The organism is Streptomyces sp. DSM 116795, from assembly GCF_055792905.1.
The window spans coordinates 1,361,884-1,379,455 of the sequence record NZ_CM147707.1; the positions used below are offsets into that span (position 1 = coordinate 1,361,884).

At 72.9% G+C, this 17,572-nt stretch carries 5 protein-coding genes; 1 reads left to right on the forward strand and 4 read right to left on the reverse strand.

The annotated features are described in order from the left end of the window. Window positions 1-78: 78 nt before the first annotated feature. Together ACSMXX_RS05825 and ACSMXX_RS05830 are read right to left on the reverse strand one after the other, a co-directional pair. Window positions 79-5,118 (reverse strand): type I polyketide synthase, encoded by a 5,040-nt coding sequence (locus ACSMXX_RS05825; RefSeq protein WP_473182968.1) that lies wholly within the window; start codon window positions 5,116-5,118, stop codon window positions 79-81. A gap of 5 nt (window positions 5,119-5,123) precedes the next feature. Next, window positions 5,124-12,575: an SDR family NAD(P)-dependent oxidoreductase gene (locus ACSMXX_RS05830; RefSeq protein ID WP_473182969.1), complete on the reverse strand. Its 7,452-nt coding sequence runs from the start codon at window positions 12,573-12,575 to the stop codon at window positions 5,124-5,126. Window positions 12,576-13,591: 1,016 nt separating this feature from the next. Between ACSMXX_RS05830 and ACSMXX_RS05835 the strand changes: the two genes are divergently transcribed. Then, the gene (locus tag ACSMXX_RS05835) at window positions 13,592-15,775 is read left to right on the forward strand and encodes a hypothetical protein (protein ID WP_473182970.1); all 2,184 of its coding nucleotides are present in this window, start codon (window positions 13,592-13,594) and stop codon (window positions 15,773-15,775) included. Between the two features lie 121 nt (window positions 15,776-15,896). Here the strand turns inward: ACSMXX_RS05835 and ACSMXX_RS05840 are convergent, their stop codons facing one another. Both ACSMXX_RS05840 and ACSMXX_RS05845 read right to left on the reverse strand, forming a co-directional pair. Continuing rightward, window positions 15,897-16,487: a PadR family transcriptional regulator gene (locus ACSMXX_RS05840; RefSeq protein WP_473182971.1), complete on the reverse strand. Its 591-nt coding sequence runs from the start codon at window positions 16,485-16,487 to the stop codon at window positions 15,897-15,899. 73 nt (window positions 16,488-16,560) lie between these two features. Then, window positions 16,561-17,442, reverse strand: coding sequence for a hypothetical protein (locus tag ACSMXX_RS05845; RefSeq protein ID WP_473182972.1), 882 nt, complete (start codon window positions 17,440-17,442; stop codon window positions 16,561-16,563). Window positions 17,443-17,572 lie beyond the last annotated feature (130 nt).

Here is a 17,572-nt window from a genome sequence, read left to right on the forward strand (position 1 = left end):
ATGTCCGCCAGGACGGCCCCCGGATCGGTTCCGGCCTGCGCCCCGTCCTGCGGCTGCGCGGGCGCGACCCCGGTCGCGTCAGTGGTCATCTCGCACTCCTGATTCGTCGTAGGCGGCCGTCCAGGCGACCACATACCGCCGCTCGGGCAAGCCCGGCGGATTGCATGTTTCCCGCACCCGCACCTCGTACGAGTCGCCCCCGTGACGCACCCGGAGCCGGTCGGTGTCCGCCGCGACCACCTGGTAGTCGGACGGCCGGCCCCGCAGCCCGGTGCCAAGCATCTTCGCGACGGCTTCCTTCGCCGCCCAAAGGCGCGTGAACCAGACCTCCTCGCTCTTCCCGGAATCCCCGGAATCCCCGGTATCCGTATCCCCGGAATCCCCGGGACCCTCCGCCTCCCGCTGCGGCGGCCGGCTGTCCACCAGCCCGCGCAGCAGGGCGAGTTCCTCCGCACCGCAGGCCGCCTCGACCGTGGCCCGCGGACGCGCGGTGATCTCCTCGACGTCGATCCCGCAGGGACCGCGCCGGGCGATCGCCACGCCGCACTCGCCGCGGTGCGCGATGGAGAGTGACAGCTCCCCGACGTCGCGCCCGTGCACGCCGCGTACGAAGGGCCTGCCCCCGTCCTCGTTGTGCACGGAGATCTCCGCCGGATATACCTCGCCCGCCCCCTCCGCCCACAGCAGTTCGCGCACCGCGTCCTTCGCGGCGATCCTGCCGAGCAGGAACTGCCGCCTGCGGACGGGGGGAAGGGCGGCGTAGCCCTCGCGCTCCGCACCGCCGAGCATGTTGCGCATGATCAGTTCGCGCGTCGCCAGGTCGGGCCAGCGTTCGTGCACAAGGGACCAGCCCTCCGGCCGGCGCGTGGAGAGCGTGTTGGAGCCCGGGAAGCGGTCCACCGCGCGAATGCCCGGGTCCGTGTCGAAGCGGCGGTCCGTCCAGCCCTTCAACTCGGCCCACACACGGCCTTCATGGAGCAGCTGCATGTCCGCGGTCAGCGAGCTGTCCGTGACGCTGGTGATGCGGATCGAGCAGGTCAGGCGCTCGCCGACGCCGGGCTCGGGACCGTGGAAGCGCATGTGGTCCACGCTCACCGGGAAGACGGTCGTACGCTCCGTGAGCGTCGCCATGATCCAGTAGCCGAGGAGCTGCCCGACGTTGTCCAGCAGGGAGCCCGGAGCCTCCGGTGCGGTGAGCACGCCCCGTACGTGCCGCTCGCCGATGGCCGTCAGCTCGCTCACGCCCTGGAAGCGCGGGCCGTGGAACATCCACCGTTCCGTGTAGAGCTGTTCGGCCCGCATCTCCGGTACGCGGTCGGCTGACGGGTCCACGGGCCACGGCGCCTGGGGGACCCCCCGGACGGAGTCTGGGGGAGATTCCTCGTGCCGCGGGGCGAGTTCGACGACTGCGCGGGAGGAGCCCGTCAGCTCCACCTCAACCTCTCCGGGCGCGGTCCGGCGTACGGCGACGGGGACGTCGCGGGCGGGGACGGCCTCGATCCACTTCAGCAGCCGCACGTCTCGCACGCCGACCGCGCGCATGCCGGGAACGGCACGTTCCGCGATCTCCATGAGGTGCTTGATCACGGTCGTGGCGGGCACGATCGGCCAGCCGTCGGCGACGTCGGGCCAGCCGGGCCGCTGCCGGAAGAAGCAGTGGTCGAGCAGATACGGCATCTCCTCGACGCCGACACGCAGCACGGAAGGCACACCGGAGTCCGGCGGTATGGACGTGCCGGCCGCCGGTGGTACGGGGCCCTGGGCAGCCGGTGGTACGGGGCCGTTGGCCGTCGGTGGTACAGGGCCCTGGGCAGCCGGTGCGGCGCCGCTGATCGGTGTGGAACCGCCCCGCAGGCGGCCGGGGTCGACGGGCCGCCGTGGACGCGGCAGCGACCGTGCGGTCCCCTCGCAGCGGCGTGCCCCGGCGTCGAGCACATCGGCCGCCGCCGACGCCGTCTCGCCCAGGAGCGCGGCCAGTTCGGCGGCGAGCGGATCGAGCGCCGCCGCCTGGTCGAGCCGGGCCATCGGTGCGGAGGCGGGCGGCACGGACGGTGCTCCCGGGGAGGCCGGTGCCGCCGGGGATGCGGGGGCGGACGCCGCCGGGGATGCCGGAGCCTCGGCTCCCCCGGCCTCGGCACCCGCCGGCTTCGCCGTCTCCGCGGCGAGGCTGCCTCTCATCCGTCCGGGCAGCGAGACCAGCGCCCCGTGGAGGTCCAGCCGCACGCGGGGCCGTGAAGTGGCCGCCTTCGCCGGGGACTTCGGCGCCGTACGCGCCGCGTCCCCGGTCTCCAGCAAGGGCGCGACGTCCGGTTCGGCGCCCTCGACCCACAGCGCGGTGACGACTCTGCGCAGCTGGGCGAGGCTGTCGCGGGTGCCCGCGTGCGCGGAGACCACCAGCCGGTCGCATCCGGCAAGGGTGTCGTCGATGAGGGAGCCGAGCTGCCCGGCGCCCAGCTGGATGAACGCACGGTGGCCGGCGTCGTACATGGCCAGGATCATCTGCCGGAACCGCACGGGTTCCAGCAGATGCCGCACGAACAACTCCCGTACGTCGTCCGGGTCCTGGGGATATCTCGAGGCGGTGGTGGCCGACCACACGGGAGTGGTCTGCGGGTGCAGCCGGTATGCCTCCGCCGCACCGCGGATCGGACCGAGGTACGGGGCGAGCATCGGGGTGTGGAAGCCGGAGCGGAACGGCAGGACCTGCCCGATCACTCCGCGGGACCGCATGCGCAGCACGATCGCCTCGACGGCCTCCTCGGGGCCGCAGATCATCGACTGGTTCGGGGCGTTGTCGTGGGAGAGCACCACGTCCTTGCGTCCGTGCAGCTCCGCGAGCACCTCTTCGGCGGGCATGCCGAGTACGCCGAAGACGGCACCGGGCACGCGCAGCGCGTCCGGGTCGAACCGGGCGAGGAAGGCGTCGACTTCGTCCGCGGCGTGGATGCCGCCCGCCGCCATCGCCGTCCACTCCCCGACGCTGTGCCCGGCGACCGCGTCGGGAACGACGGCAAGCCGGCGCAGCGCGGCGTCGAGGATCCTGCCCAGCTGGAAGACCGCGGCGCCGTGCCGGCCGACGTCGCCGACCTCCGCGTCCCTGCCGTGGGAGAAGTCCAGCCCGAAGCGCTCGGCCAGCGCGTCCGCACGCGGGTCGAACTCGGCCTCCAGACCGGGGAATACGAACGCCGTACGTCCGCCCGCGCTGCCGAGTATCGGACGGGGGCTGAACCACACGTCGCTGCGTCCGGGCCAGGGTGCGCCCTTGGTGACGGCCCGGCGTGCGAGCTTCAGCCTGCGCTCCGTCGGGTCGACGACGCCCAGCCGGCACGGTTCGGTGACGCGGGTGCGTTCGTCGAGTCCGGCGGCGAGCACCGACGCGTCGTCCTGGTCCAGGATCTCCGCGAGCGCCCGAGGGCTTGCGGCGGCCAGGCGCAGCACCCGCTCGGGCTCCGCGACGGTGGCTGCGGCACGGGCGGGAGCGGCCGGTGCGGCGGCGGCCGGCTGCGGGGGCACCGCCTTCGCGGTGGGGTCCGCCTGCGCCGCTGCGCCCGGCTGCGCGGCGGGGCTCATGGCCGGCTGCGCGGCGGGGCGCACGGCCGCCTGCTCCAGTACGACGTGCGCGTTGATGCCGCCGAAACCGAAGGCGTTGACGCCCGCCCTGCGGGGTCCGCCGCCCGCGGGCTCCGCCCAGGGCCGGGCCTCGGCGAGGGGTGCGAAGCGCGTACGGGCCAGGGCGGGATGCGGGTCGTCGCAGTGCAGCGTCGGGGGAAGCACGCCGTGGTGGACGGCGAGTGCGGCCTTGATGAGTCCGGCGATGCCGGCGGCGGGCATCGTGTGGCCGATCATGGACTTGACCGAGCCGATGACCGCGGGTCCGTCCGCGTCCGTGCCGGTTCGGGCATCCGTGCCGGTGCCGGCGTGCGGGCCGGTGCCGGCGTCCGCTCCGGCTCCGGGCCCAGCCCCGGTCCCGGGCCCGGTCCCGGGCCCGAACACCTCGGCGAGCGTGGTCAGTTCGGCCTCGTCACCGGCGGGGGTGGCGGTGCCGTGCGCCTCCAGCAGCCCGATGGCACCGGGCGCGAGCGGGTCGAGCCCCGCGGCGTCCCAGGCCTGCCGCACTGCACGCACCTGGCCGCCGGGGTCGGGGTTGAACAGGCTGGCGGAACGGCCGTCGCTGGCCACGCCGGTCCCGCGTATGACGGCGTACACGCGGTCGCCGTCGCGTTCCGCGTCCGCCAGCCGCTTGAGCACCACGACGCCCGTACCTTCGCCGATGAGGACGCCGTCCGCCCCGCGGTGCAGCGGGCGTATCCGCTGGCTGCGGGAGAGCGCGCCGAGCTGGCTGAAGACGGACCACAGAGTGATGTCGTGGCAGTGGTGCACGCCGCCGGCGAGCATGATGTCGCAGCGTCCCGCGTCGAGTTCGCGCACCGCGTGGTCGACGGCCACGAGCGAGGACGCGCACGCGGCGTCGACGGTGTACGCGGGGCCGCGCAGGTCGAGACGGTTGGCGACCCGCGAGGCCGCCAGATTCGGCACGAGGCCGATGGCCGACTCCGGTGCCTCGGGCCCGAGTTGCTCCGTGAACGCCGACCGCACCTCCTCCAGCCGGTCCTCGCCCAGTTCGGGCGCCAGCTCGCGGAGTGTGCGCACGATCTGGTTGCTCGTACGTACGCGCTGGTCGAGCCGGACGAGGCCGGGCGTGAGGTACCCGCCGCGGCCCAGCACGACCCCTGCCCGCTGCCGGTCGTCCGGCAGCACACCGTCGCCGCCGGCGTCCTCGATGGAGCGGTGGGCCACATCGAGGGCGATCAGCTGGTCGGGCTCGGTACCGGGCACCGAGTTGGGCATGATGCCGAACCGCATCAGGTCGAACTCGGCGGTGTCGTCGATGAATCCGCCGCGCCGGCAGTAGACGCGGTCGGCTCTGCGCGGCGCCTCGGCGGCGTAGAACTCCTCGTCCCAGCGCCCCTCGGGCACCTCGGTGATCGCGTCGACGCCGTCGGTGATGTTCTTCCAGTAGCTGTCCAGGTCGCCGGCGCCCGGGAAGAGAGCGGCCATGCCGACGATCGCGACCGGGCTGCGGGAGGACGGGGAAGAACCCCGCTCAGCGGGAGGCATGGAGGTCACCATCCGGATGCAGCGGCGACCACCGCGTGCACCGTAGGCGCTCCCCAGGCGAGTTCGCGCAGGAGACACAGCGGCCCCTCGTCCGGGTCGACGAGCTGGATGCCGCGGGCAGCGTAGGAGCGCATCAGCTCCGGGGTCACCATGCCGCTGTTGGTCTCCGACGCCGCCCACGGCCCCCAGTGCACGGTCAGGCCGCGGCGGTCCTCCGTGGACCAGCGCCTGCCCAGCTCCTCCAGGGCGTCGTTGGCTGCCGCGTAGTCGGCCTGTCCGCGGTTGCCCAGGGCCCCCGCGATGCTGCCGAACAGCACGGCGAAGCGCGGGGATTCGGGCAGGGCACCGAGAGCGTCGAGCAGTACGCGGGCGCCGCCGGCCTTGGTGGAGAAGACGCGGGTGAAGGACTCGGGCGACTTCTCGGCGATCAGCTTGTCCTCGATGACGCCGGCCGCGTAGACGACCCCGTCGAGCCTGCCGTGCTCCGCGTGTATCTCCTTCACCGCTGCCCGTACCGCTTCCTCGTCGAGCACGTCGACGGAGCGGTAGCGCGCCTGACTGCCCGACTCCCGCAGGGTGGCGAGGGTCTGGCGCACCTCGCGTTCGGCGAGCACGGCGGAGACGGCCCGTTCGATCTCCGCGGGCGAGGTCATGCCGGAGCCGATGAAGGCCGCTCTCAGCTCGTCGCGTCCGGATGCGGCGGCCGTCGCCGGGTCCTCGGCCTGCGGGGGCACGGGGGTGCGGCCCAGCAGTTCGATGCGGCAGCGGCTCGCGGCGGCGACCGTACGGGCGAAGCGTGCGGTGATGCCGCGGGCACCGCCGACGAGCAGCACGACCGAGTCGCGGTCGATGCCCGCGGCCGCTGCTTCGGCCGCGCCGTCGCCGGCCGGTCCGGCGCCGGTCGCGGCGAGCGCGCCCAGGTCGGTGGGGGTCAGCTTCAGCGCCCGGCGGCGACCGCCCTCGGCGAGGACGACGGGTTCGCGCTCCGTGGCACCGAGTTCGGCGACGACGATGCGGGCGACCGTGTCCGGGGCGTCCTCGGCGCCCACCTCGACGAGCGTCGCGGTGATGTCCTCGTGCTCACGGGCGACGCTGCGGAAGAAGCCGCGCAGCCCGGACGCGGCGCCCTCAGCACGGCGGTCGGCGGCGAGCAGCCGCTTCGGGCCCGCGGCGAGGACCTTCTGGAAGAGCGGGAAGGTCTCGGGCAGTTGGGTGTCGGGGGACTCCAGTGCCTGCAGATGGACGACGATCTCGCCCATGTCCTCGGGGAGTTGCTGCCCGTCGGGCACGGTCTGCGGCAGCGCGCCCGCCTCGCGCAGCCGCTCCGCGACGAGTGTGCCGAGCGCGCCGCCGCCGAGCACGGTGACGGCGGTGCCCTCGGCGATGTCGGGAGCGGGCGGCGCGGGCAGTTCGGTCTCGGTGAATTCGAGGCGCTGCGGCGGCACGACGACGGCGTCGGCGGTGCTGCCGGCCGAGGACCCGGAGGGGGCGGCCGTCTGCGGTTCGGTGGCCGCGGGGGCCGCCGGGACCGCGGAACCCAGTGCGGCGACGAGGAGTTCGGCGATGCCCGAAGCCGTACGAGCCGTACTCAGCTCCTCCACATCCGCGTCCCGCCCAGCAGGCAACCCCAACCGGACCGCCAACTCACCCGCGATCTCAGCCCTCTTGATCGAATCCACACTCAGATCCGCCTCCAGATCCAAGCCCGGCTCGATCATGTCCACCGGATAACCCGTACGCTCCGCCACCACCGACAACACCGACTCCAGCACCGCATCCGCCGACAACACCGGCGCCACGGCACCGGCACCAGCACCAGCACCAGCACCAACATCAGCGGGCACCGAAGGAGCAGCAGCGGCGGCGTGGGCAGCGGCAGGAGCAGGGGCCACGGACGCGGAGCCGAGTGCGGCGACGAGGAGTTCGGCGATACCCGAAGCCGTACGAGCCGTACTCAGCTCCTCCACATCCGCGTCCCGCCCAGCAGGCAACCCCAACCGGACCGCCAACTCACCCGCGATCTCAGCCCTCTTGATCGAATCCACACTCAGATCCGCCTCCAGATCCAAGCCCGGCTCGATCATGTCCACCGGATAACCCGTACGCTCCGCCACCACCGACAACACCGACTCCTGCACCGCATCCGCCGACAACACCGGCGCCACGGCACCGGCACCGGCACCGGCACCGGCACCAACATCAGCGGGCACCGAAGGAGCAGCAGGAACAGGTACCGGAGGCGCCGGCACCGGCGGAACTTGAGCGGGGGACGCGGCGGCGGCCGGCGCGGCGGCGGTGCCTGGGCTCACGGCCGTCGTGGGGGACGGCAGCACCGGCGAACCGGCGGGCGGGGGCGGCAGTTCGGCGGCTCCCAGATAGCGCAGCAGCACATCTCTCTGCGCTGTGACCATCTCCCTGCTGTTGCGCAGGAATTCGGCGATGAGAGCGTCCGGACCGGACGGCGTCACGCCGCTCTCGGTGGGGGGTTCCGGCACGATCAGCTCCGTGACAGGGCGTGGGGGACGAAGGGCGTTGGGCGGAACGGTGCCGTCGGCGAGACGGATGAGCTGACCGTCCACGGTCCAGCCGGCGGGCCTGCCGGGGGTGGCGCTCTCCGGGTCGACGGCGTCCCGCCCCTGGTAGAGCTTTCCGGTACGCACGTCTGCGCCGGCGACGGCGAGCTGTGCGACACCGGCGAGAAAACCGTACAGTCCTGGGCGCCCGGCGTCCTCAAGTGTGACCGTACTGTGCGGACGGTCACCGAGGATCGACGAGACAAGCCTGGTCAGGACCTTCCCGGGGCCGACCTCTGTGAAGACGCGGGCCCCGGCGGCGTACATGGACTCGATCTGCTCGGCGAAACGGACCGGCGACCCGATCTGCGCGGCCAGCCCTGCGCGCACCGCATGGGGGACGGTGTCGTAGGGCTCGGCCGTGCTGTTGGCCCAGACGGGAAGTCCGGGTGCGTGCAGGTACATCGACTGGAGCGTCCGCGCGAACTCCGCCCCGGCGCCTGCCACCAGGGGGCTGTGGAAGGCGCACGCCACCTGCAGTGGCTTGGCGGAGAGGCCCGCGTCCCGCAGACGGCCGACGGCCTTCGTGACGGCCTCGGTCGGCCCGGAGATCACCGTCTGCCGCGGCGAGTTGCGGTTGGCGGTGACGACCTCGCCGTCCAGGCCGGCCAGTGCCAGCACCTCGTCGACCTTCTCGGGCAGGGCGGTGACGGCGGCCATCGCGCCCGCGTCGCCGTCCTCGGGTATCTGCGCGAGTATCGCCTCGGCGCGTGCGGCGCTCGCGGTGAGTACGTCCTGGGGGGAGAGCGCTCCGGCGACGCCGAGCGCGACCAGTTCGCCGTAGCTGTGCCCGGCGGCCATGTCCGGGCGTATGCCGAGCGAGGCGAGCAGGTCGGCGGCGGCGAGTTCGACGATGCCCAGGGCGGGCTGGGCGACGGCCGTGTCCGTGATGCGGGCGAGCTGCGCGTCGGCGGTCGCCTTGTCGTAGGCGGTCGGCGGATACAGCGCGTCCGCCCAGCGCCGGCCGAGCTGCAGGTAGCGCTGGAGTTCGGGGAAGGCGACGAAGAGGTCCGCGAGCATGCCCGGGCGCTGGCTGCCCTGGCCGGGGAAGAGGAACGCGATGGCACCTCCCCCGGCCTCCGTCCGGGTGGGGGTCCCGGCGCCTCCCGGCGGGGTACTCCCGCCTCCCCCGGCCGCGAAGATGCCGGCGGACGGGTCGTGCACGCCGTCGGCGGCGCGGCGCAGCAGCACGGCCAGTTCGTCCACGCTCTGCGCGAGGAGGGCGATGCGCACCGGCTCGCCGCGTACGGCGGCCGAGTCGCTGACGCGGGCGGCCCCGAGTGCGTAGTCCCGCAGCCGCCATGTGCGCTCGCCGGTGGCTGCCTGTTCGACCTTCTCCTGGAGGCGGCGTACGGCGCGCTGCGCAGAGACGTCGTCCCTGCCGCGGAAGGTGAACAGCTCGACGGGCCATTCGTCGCTGGAGTGCACGGAAGGCGCCTGGTCGTAGGCGCGCAGCACGGCGTGGAAGTTCGTGCCGCCGAAGCCGAATGCGCTTACACCCGCGACACGTTCGGACGCCTCGGCGGCCCAGGGCCTGGCCGCCGCGTGGAAGAAGAACGGGCTGCTCTCCTGGTTCCAGGCGGCGTTGGGCTGCTCGACGTGCAACGTCGGCGGCTTCACACCGTGGTACAGCGCGAGGGTCGTCTTGATCAGTCCGGCGAGCCCGGCCGCGCACTTGGTGTGCCCGATCTGGGACTTCACCGAGCCGATGGCGCAGCTGCCCGGCTCGGCGCCCGCCTCGGTGAACACCTCGGTGAGCGTGGTCAGTTCCGTACGGTCGCCCACGACGGTGCCCGTGCCGTGCGCTTCGATCAGGCCGATCTGCGCGGGTGAGACGCCCGCGTTGCGGTATGCGCGGGTGAGCGCGGAGCGCTGGCCCTCGGGGCGGGGTGCGGTGAGGCCGAGGGCCCGGCCGTCGCTGGCGCTGCCGACGCCGTCGATCACGGCGTAGACGCGGTCGCCGTCGCGTTCGGCGTCGGCGAGGCGCTTGAGCACGACGCAGCCGACGCCCTCGCCGAGCGCGATCCCGTCGGCGCCGTCGTCGAACGTGGAGGAGCGCCCGGTGGGCGAGAGGGCGTGCACGGAGGAGAAGAGCAGATAGTCGTTGATGCCGTTGTGCAGGTCGGCGCCGCCGCACAGCACCATGTCGCTGGTTCCGGTGACCAGTTCCTTGCAGGCCACGTCCACGGCCGTCAACGAGGACGCGCACGCGGCGTCGACGGTGTAATTGGTGCCGCCGAGGTTGAGGCGGTTGGCGATGCGGCCCGCGATGACGTTGGCGAGCACGCCGGGGAAGGAGTCCTCGGTCAGATGCGGCAGTTGCTCGTCGAGTGCTTCGGGCAGGTCGCCGCCGAGGTAGGAGGGGAGCACCGTGCGCAGCACGCTCGCGTTGGACAGATCGCTGCCGGCCTCCGCCCCGAAGACGACGGACGTACGGGAATGGTCGACCGGCCTTCCCTCGCAGCCGGCGTCGGCCAGCGCACGCCGCGCGGCCTCCAGCGCCAGCAGCTGCACCGGCTCGATGCTCGCCAGCGAGGCGGGCGGGATGCCGAAACTGAGCGGGTCGAAGGGGATTTCGGGGAGGAATCCTCCCCAGCGCGACGGAGTGCGCTCCCCGGCGCCGTCGGGCGCGTAGTACAGCTCCGGGTCCCAGCGCTCGCCGGGCACCTCGGTCACGCAGTCCTTGCCCGCGAGCACGTTGGCCCAGAAGGCGGTCAGGTCCTCGGCACCGGGGAACATCCCCGCCATGCCGACGATCGCGATGCGCAGCGGTTCGGGAGCGTGGCCCTCTTCTTCGTGCCCGGATCCGCGCTGCGCGATGCCGAGTTCGGCCCGCAGTTCACCTGCGCGTTCCCGCAGCCGTACGGCTGCGCGCCGGCCGACGGACTCGTGGAGCGCCGCGACCGTCGTGACGTCCTTACGCAGCACGCAGACCTCGCCGGCCATGAACATGCCCTCATCGCCCTGGCGCTGCTCGTCCACGCCGCGCAGCTCGGGCCCGACGCGCTCGATGCCCTTGCTGGCCACGCGCAACCGCCCGACGTTGAACTTCTCCAGCTGCTCCCAGATCTCCCGCTCGGGCACCCCGGCCTGCCGCAGCTGTTCCTTGAGGGCGGCGAACTGCGAGGTGAACGCGCTGTGTGCGCACCGGGTGGCGTGCCCGGGTGCGGTCTCCAGGAGGTCGGTGCGCTCGGCGGCGACGACCTGCTGCTGGAACCGGGGAAGGATGGCCCCGGCATGCACGGCTTCCTCGGTGAACAGGTAGGCGGTGCCCATCAGTACGCCGGTGGCGATCCCGGCACGGGTCAACGGTGCGGCCAGTGCGGCGACCATCGAAGCAGAACGTTCGTCGTGCACGCCGCCGGCGAATAGGACGGTGATCTCACCGGCAGCGCCGGGTCTCTCCTTCTCCGCGAACTCCAGCAGGATCTCGGTCTGGGCCTCCCACAGCGGGAAGCTGTTGCGCGGTCCGACGTGGCCGCCGCACTCGGCGCCCTCGAAGATGAACTTGCGGGCTCCGGCGGCGAGGAACTGCCGCAGCAGGCCCGGCGAAGGCACGTGCAGGAAGGTGGATATGCCCTCCGCCTCCAGCGCGGCGGCCTGCGCGGGCCGGCCACCGGCGATGATCGCGTGGGTGGGCCGCACCTGGCGTACCGCCTCCAGCTGCGCCGCCCTGATCTCCTCGTCCGCGAATCCGAGGATGCCCACCCCCCAAGGGGCCTCGCCCAGCGCGGACTTGGTGGCCTCCAGCATCGCCCTGGTCTGCTCCGCGCCGGCGAGGGCGAGGGCCAGGAAGGGCAGCGCGCCGTCCGCGGCGACGGCCGCGGCGAACTCCGGCTGGTCGCTGACGCGGGTCATCGGGCCCTGTGCGACGGGCAGCCGGGTACCGAGGGCGGCGGCGCCCGGAGCGCCGGGGCCGAGCGCGACGGTCGCCTCGTCGTCCTCGAAGGCGGCGGCGACGGCCTCGCGGATGCCCCGTACGACGTCGGTGACCGTCTTCCAGCGGCGCGCGAACGACGCTGCGAGGAAGGCGTCCTGGCCGATGGGGAGGAACTGCGTACGAAGGTCGTCGCCGCCGATGCGGGAGACGAACTCTCCGGCGTCCTCGGGCAGTTCGGGAGCGCCGGGGCCGCGCCGCCGCAGCACGCGCATGCCGTGGTGCAGCACGGTCTCGGAGCCGTCGAGACCGGCCAGAGCCTCGGTGATCTCCAGCGGCAGACCCGCCTCGTCCAGCAGCGCGAGCTGCGTGTCGAGCACTACGCCGGCGGCGCCGCCCGCGACGGCCGCGGCAGCGGTTCGGGGTCCGACTCCCCCGCACGCCCACACCGGCATCCAGTCCGGCAGCCCGGCAGCCGGTTCGCCGCCGCCGTCCGCCGGGCCGCGGTCCGCCTGCCTGCGGTCCGCCAGGCTGCGATCCTTCAAGACCTGCTGCAGCAGCACGAAGGTGCTCAACTCCCCCGCCCGGCCGCCGCTTTCGGTGCCTCGGACGATCAGCCCGTGCGCGCCGGCCGCCGCGGCGCGGCGCGCCTCGTCCAGCCCCGTGACCTCGACGAGGACGCGCCGTCCGCCGAACTCCCCCGGCGACCTGGCGGGGTCGGCGAGGAGGACCGTGTCCGCGGCGTCGGGAAGGTCGCCCGCCGTCACGGGACAGCCGGGACGGATGCGGACGCCGAACGGGCGCGCGGCCCAGCGGTTCGTGCGGTCGAGATGCTCCGCGGCCTCGCGCAGCGCGCCGTCGCCGGCGGGCAGTTCGAGCACTCCGAGTGCGCCCGCGGCGCATGCGGCCGCGGTGAGCCGGGGTGACGGCCGGTGAACGGGGTTGATCGCGATGACTGGAACCGATGGCGAGGACACGTCGGACGCGTCCGTATCCAGCATCCTCATTGGGCTCTCCCGACTGCACGATCGCTGCGGTCAGCTGACCATGCGTAGTAGACGGGACGGTTACTACGCGGTCAACCGAAGGTTTTCCGTGTGCTCGTCACTCTCCGTCAACCGGGAGGGCGGTACCCACGACAGGGCAATTCGCCCTCCCTGGTACAGCGAGCCGGGCCTTGACACACACGTCATCGAGACGGAACGCAACGGTCATTACGTTTGTCATGGCCATGTAACCGTCCGCTTACGTACCACACAGGGCCTGTGTGGCAGATCACAGCATTCAAGCGGGGATTTCCGGAACCGCCGGCGGACTCGCCGGGCAGGCCGGCGGCAGGAGGTCGACCCTGCCCGCGACCTGAGACGTGTGACGCCGGACGAATCCGGTTGTCCGGGGATTGTGCCCCAGCTCCCGGCGTCGGTGGTCGTCCTTGCGCAAATGCGCGAACGCACGCCGGGAACCGGAGCGCGTCAGCCCGGGCACACCCCGGGGACGGCCGGTGGGCGACCCGTGCCCGTCGGTGTGCGTCTGCTCGATCTCACGCCTGCGTCAAGGTGGTTGGCGGTCACGGCGGCCTCCTGGCGACTGTCCCGGTGGGGGTCGGAATGTCTACGCGCGGAGAAAGTACGCCGGGATACTCGTGAGTCACAAGAGAAGGACACACAATGGCAAGTACCTGCCACGAATTCACGTGTACGGGAGTTCGTGGGATGCGATTTCGGCGGCCCGACGGGGCATGAAGGTGCGCTTTCGGCCGCCACAGCCCCATCCGGCCACGCTCGTCGGCTCGTACGGGCCTCAACCACCCGCTCTTTTCCGCCTGTTCGTACGACGGTCTCGACAGCCCGGCGATCCAGCGGTATTGGCGGCGCCCCAAGTGCGCCCGGACGCTTGTCTAAACCGATTTAAACGGGCAGGGTGCGAGCCCTCCTGGCCGGCGCGCCCCGGGCCGGGCACGGGACGACGGACGACGGGCCGCTGCCGGCAGCCGTCGTCGATCGATCGATGAGGAGCCGAAGCAATGAGCGTGCCGAGCGTGCCCCGCAGAAGACTTCTCGCCCTGGGAGCCGCCGTACCGGCCGCGTCGGTGCTCGGCGCCGCGCACGCACAGGCCGCGCGCGCACAGGCCGCACCCGCGCGCGAGGGGGCCGCGGGCACCGGCCGCGCCGGCCGCCGTCACGCTCGCCGTCCGCTGACCGAACTGGCCCATCTCGACTTCCTCTGCGACACGGTGACACCCCCGCCGCTCCCCGGGCACGACACGTACAGGCTGCGCGAAGAGCCCGCGCTGGGCACGCTGTGGACCTACGCGGAACGTGAGCAGGACGGCTCGTACCGGCGCACCGGCGGCGGCGCGCTGGACCCGGAGACCGGTCACTACGAGCAGGGTGCCTTCAACGCCGACGACGTGGCCCGCGCAGCCGTCGTCTATCTCAGGCACTGGAGCTCCACGGGCTCGGCGCGCAGCCGGCGCTCCGCGCGTCAACTCCTCCGCGGCATCTGCTACTTGCAGACCACCGAAGGGCCGCATGCAGGCAACGTCGTCCTGTGGCAGCAGGCCGACGGCACCCTCACCCGCAGCGCCCGCCCGCCGGAGAAGCCCGACCCGTCCGACTCCGGCCCCTCCTACTGGCTGGCCCGTCTCATATGGGCGCTCGGCGAGGGCTTCGAGGGCTTCCGGCGTGCCGACCCCGCCTTCGCCTCGTTCCTCCGCGGCCGCCTCGAACTCGCCCTGAGCGCGCTGGAACGCGACGTGCTCACCCGCTACGGGACCTGGGAGACGGCCGACGGCCGGCGCGTCCCCGGCTGGCTCATCACGCACGGTGCGGACGCCACCTCAGAGGCCGTGCTCGGACTCGCGGCGTACGTGCGCGCGGGCGGCGGCGCCCGCGCCCGCAGCGCGGCGGCCCGGCTCGCGGAGGGCGTCGCCGCACTGGCGTCCGGCGGTCCTGGACGCTGGCCGTACGGTGCGGTGCTTCCCAGCGCCACGTCCCTCTCCCAGTGGCACGCGTGGGGTGCGCAGATGCCGACCGCTCTCGCCGCCGCCGCGGACGTGCTCGGGCGTCCCGGGCTGCTGCGTACGGCGCTGGCCGACACCGCCGGATTCACGCCCGAACTGCTCACCGCCGGAGGCTGCGACAACGGCTGGCTGCCCGCGCCGGTCGACCGCAACCAGATCGCGTACGGCGTCGACTCGCGGCTGCGCGCACTGCTGGCGGTCGCGGACATGGGCGCCGCTCCGGGTCTGTATCCGCTGGCCGCGCTCACCGCGTCCTGGTACTTCGGCGCGAACGCGGCAGGCGAGGCGGTCTACGACCCGGACACCGGCGTCACCTTCGACGGGATCGCGCCCGACGGCGAGATCAACCGCAACTCGGGCGCCGAATCCACTATCCACGGCCTGCTGTCGATGCTCGCGCTCGACTCCCTGCCGGACGGCGGTGCGAGCGCCGCCGCCCGCCCGCTCGGGCTCGGCGGCTCTGGTGAGGTGGGCGTGGAGCGTGACGGGATGCGAGTACTGGAGGCGGAGGACGGCGAGTTGACGGGCGCGGCGAAGGCGGTGCGCCCCGACCCGGCCTGGACCGGGGAGTCGGAGTACAGCGGCGGCGCGTACGCCGCGCTGCGCGAGGACGGCGCCGTGTCATGGACGCTGCCGGACGACGTGCGGGGACCGCTGCTCGCCTCGCCGGTCGTGAACCTCGTGGCCGACGGGGAAGCGGGTGCGACGGTCTGGCAGGCGGACCGTACCGCGCCGGGCGCCGACCACGCCGGCCGCGGCTCCCGCATCGGCCGCACTTCACGCATCGACCACGGCACCGGCGGCGAACAAGGCATCACGGCCACGCCGGGCGCTCTGACGCCCGTGGCGCTGCCGGGCACCTTCGCACCGGGCGTTCTGCTGCGGGCCGGGGCCGAAGGGGTCGGGGAGCGGCCGCTGCGGGTGGACGCCGTGCTCGTACGGCCCGCGGTGGCACGCCTGGTGCTGTCCGGACCGGAGGGGGGCCTCGCCCTGCTGCACAACGGCGACGGACAGCCGCACACGGCCGGAGTGAAGCTGCCCGGGCAGGGGCCCGTGACCGTCGAGCTGTACGACGTGCGGGCACGCCCAGTGGGCAGCCGCACGGCGACCGGGCCCGGCGCCCGAGTCACCGTCCCCGCCCACGGTTTCGCCGTCGTACGGCGCGGGGCGCACCGACAGGCGTGAGAAGCGGGAGACGAGTTCGCCGAACATGGTCGCGGCGCCTCGCGCCTGCTGCGGGCAGACCGGTCCGGCACCTGTCCGGCACCTGTCCGGTACCGGCAGGTCCGGCCGCGTCACCTTCGCGTCATGTCTGCCGCGAGGCGTGCAACTCCCGCCAGAACTCACCGAACTCGGGCCCGCCCCGCGCGATGAGGTGCTGGAACCGGTCGACGAACCGCACCTCGGCCAGCGTCAGCTCCAGCCGGTACTCGTCCTCGATGAGCCACAGCGGGTCGGTCGTCGACTCCCGCAGGTGCGCCCGGATCCGCTCGGCCCGCTCGGTCAGCGCGCCCCGCCGCTGCTCCAGCAGGTCCGTGACCTCCTCGGGCGGCAGCACCGCGATCAGCGACAGCGCCGCCTCGAACCGCGGGTACTCCTTGACCGGCTCGCCCACCAACTCCCGCATCCGCGCGCGCAGTTCGGCCTCGCCCTCGGCCGTCAGCCGGTACACGGTGCGCTCGGGACGCTGGCCCTCGCGCACCGTCTCCTGCGCCGCGATGTATCCGTCACGGTTGAGCTGCCCGACCACCATGTACAGCGAGGCGTGCTTGTAGCTGATGCTCTCCTGGGTGTTGCGCTGCTTGAGGAGCTTGCCCAACTCGTAGGGATGCATGGGCCGTTGCATGAGGAAGGCGAGCACAGCCAGCGCGAGCGGATTGCTGACGCGTTTCGCCATGGACACCCCTTCTCTCTTTGATCTCGCGGATCTCGCCGATCTCGCAGATTCCGCGGAGCAGCGGACCCTCAGGTTACGTCTCGGCGAGCAGCTCAGGACGCACCGGCCGACGGCGGGAAACGGTTGCCGTGCGCCTTCCGACGGGCGTCTTCCCGCCCGGCTTGTACAGCGACAGCAGCATGGCCGCGAGCAGGCTGAACAGCGCCGTGGTGAAGCCCCAGAAAACGACCTCGGAGTTCCCGTCGATCCGCGCGACGGTACCCCCCGTCGCGGCGAGGCGCGCGGCCTGCCCGGCGGCGGTCACCACCGCGTCGTGCAGGAAGCCGAAGGCCATGACGAGGATCGTCACGGAGATCACCAGCTTGGTCGCGACCCACCAGTACCGGACGAGGCCCCACTTCGTCGTCAGCCCGAGCGCTATCCCCGTCAGCGTGGCGGCGAAGTTGGCCCAGGGCAGCAGCGTCTGGTCGAACTGTTCCATCAGCTCGTAGGTGACCTGCGCGGCGTGGATGTCGGAGGTCGTCAGCGCGACGACCGACAGGGCTACGAAGACCACGCCGATCCCCACCCAGCTCGCCGAGCTGATGACGTGCGCGGCGACGAGCGCCTTCCGCGGCCGCCTCCTGAGCTGGCCCGCGAGGAGAGCGAGGGCGGACACCGACAGCCAGGTGCCGAACAGCGCCACTATGTCGCCGACGGGTATGGCGTTGACGAGCGTGAGCAACAGCTGCACCCAGCCGAGGCCGAGCACGACGCCGCGGGGTGCGCGCGGCCGCAGCCGGCGCGAGACGAGTGCCGCGAGAGCGCCGGCCACCAGCGCGACACCGAACCAGAGGGGGGCTCGCAACTCGGGGAAGTGGACGGGGAAGGGCGGCGGGAGCCGCGTCATGAGCAGCGCGACGACCGCGTGGACGGCGAGCAGTGCGCGTGCGCTACGGGGTGCGGGGGTGGGCATGGGCGGATGTCCTCGCGTGGGCGGAGAGAGCAGTCGATGTCGACTAGTTGGTTTCGACTCTACGAGAGCACCCATGCCGTTCGAGGCACACGCGAGGGGATTCAGGGACCAATGGGGGGGCGACCCCTAG

What these genes read in the sequence shown, in the direction of transcription:
- ACSMXX_RS05825 (WP_473182968.1), bottom strand. Translation starts at nt 5,118, where the DNA reads ATGCCTCCCGCTGAGCGGGGTTCTTCCCCGTCCTCCCGCAGCCCGGTC.
- ACSMXX_RS05830 (WP_473182969.1), bottom strand. Translation starts at nt 12,575, where the DNA reads ATGAGGATGCTGGATACGGACGCGTCCGACGTGTCCTCGCCATCGGTT.
- ACSMXX_RS05835 (WP_473182970.1), top strand. Translation starts at nt 13,592, where the DNA reads ATGAGCGTGCCGAGCGTGCCCCGCAGAAGACTTCTCGCCCTGGGAGCC.
- ACSMXX_RS05840 (WP_473182971.1), bottom strand. Translation starts at nt 16,487, where the DNA reads ATGGCGAAACGCGTCAGCAATCCGCTCGCGCTGGCTGTGCTCGCCTTC.
- ACSMXX_RS05845 (WP_473182972.1), bottom strand. Translation starts at nt 17,442, where the DNA reads ATGCCCACCCCCGCACCCCGTAGCGCACGCGCACTGCTCGCCGTCCAC.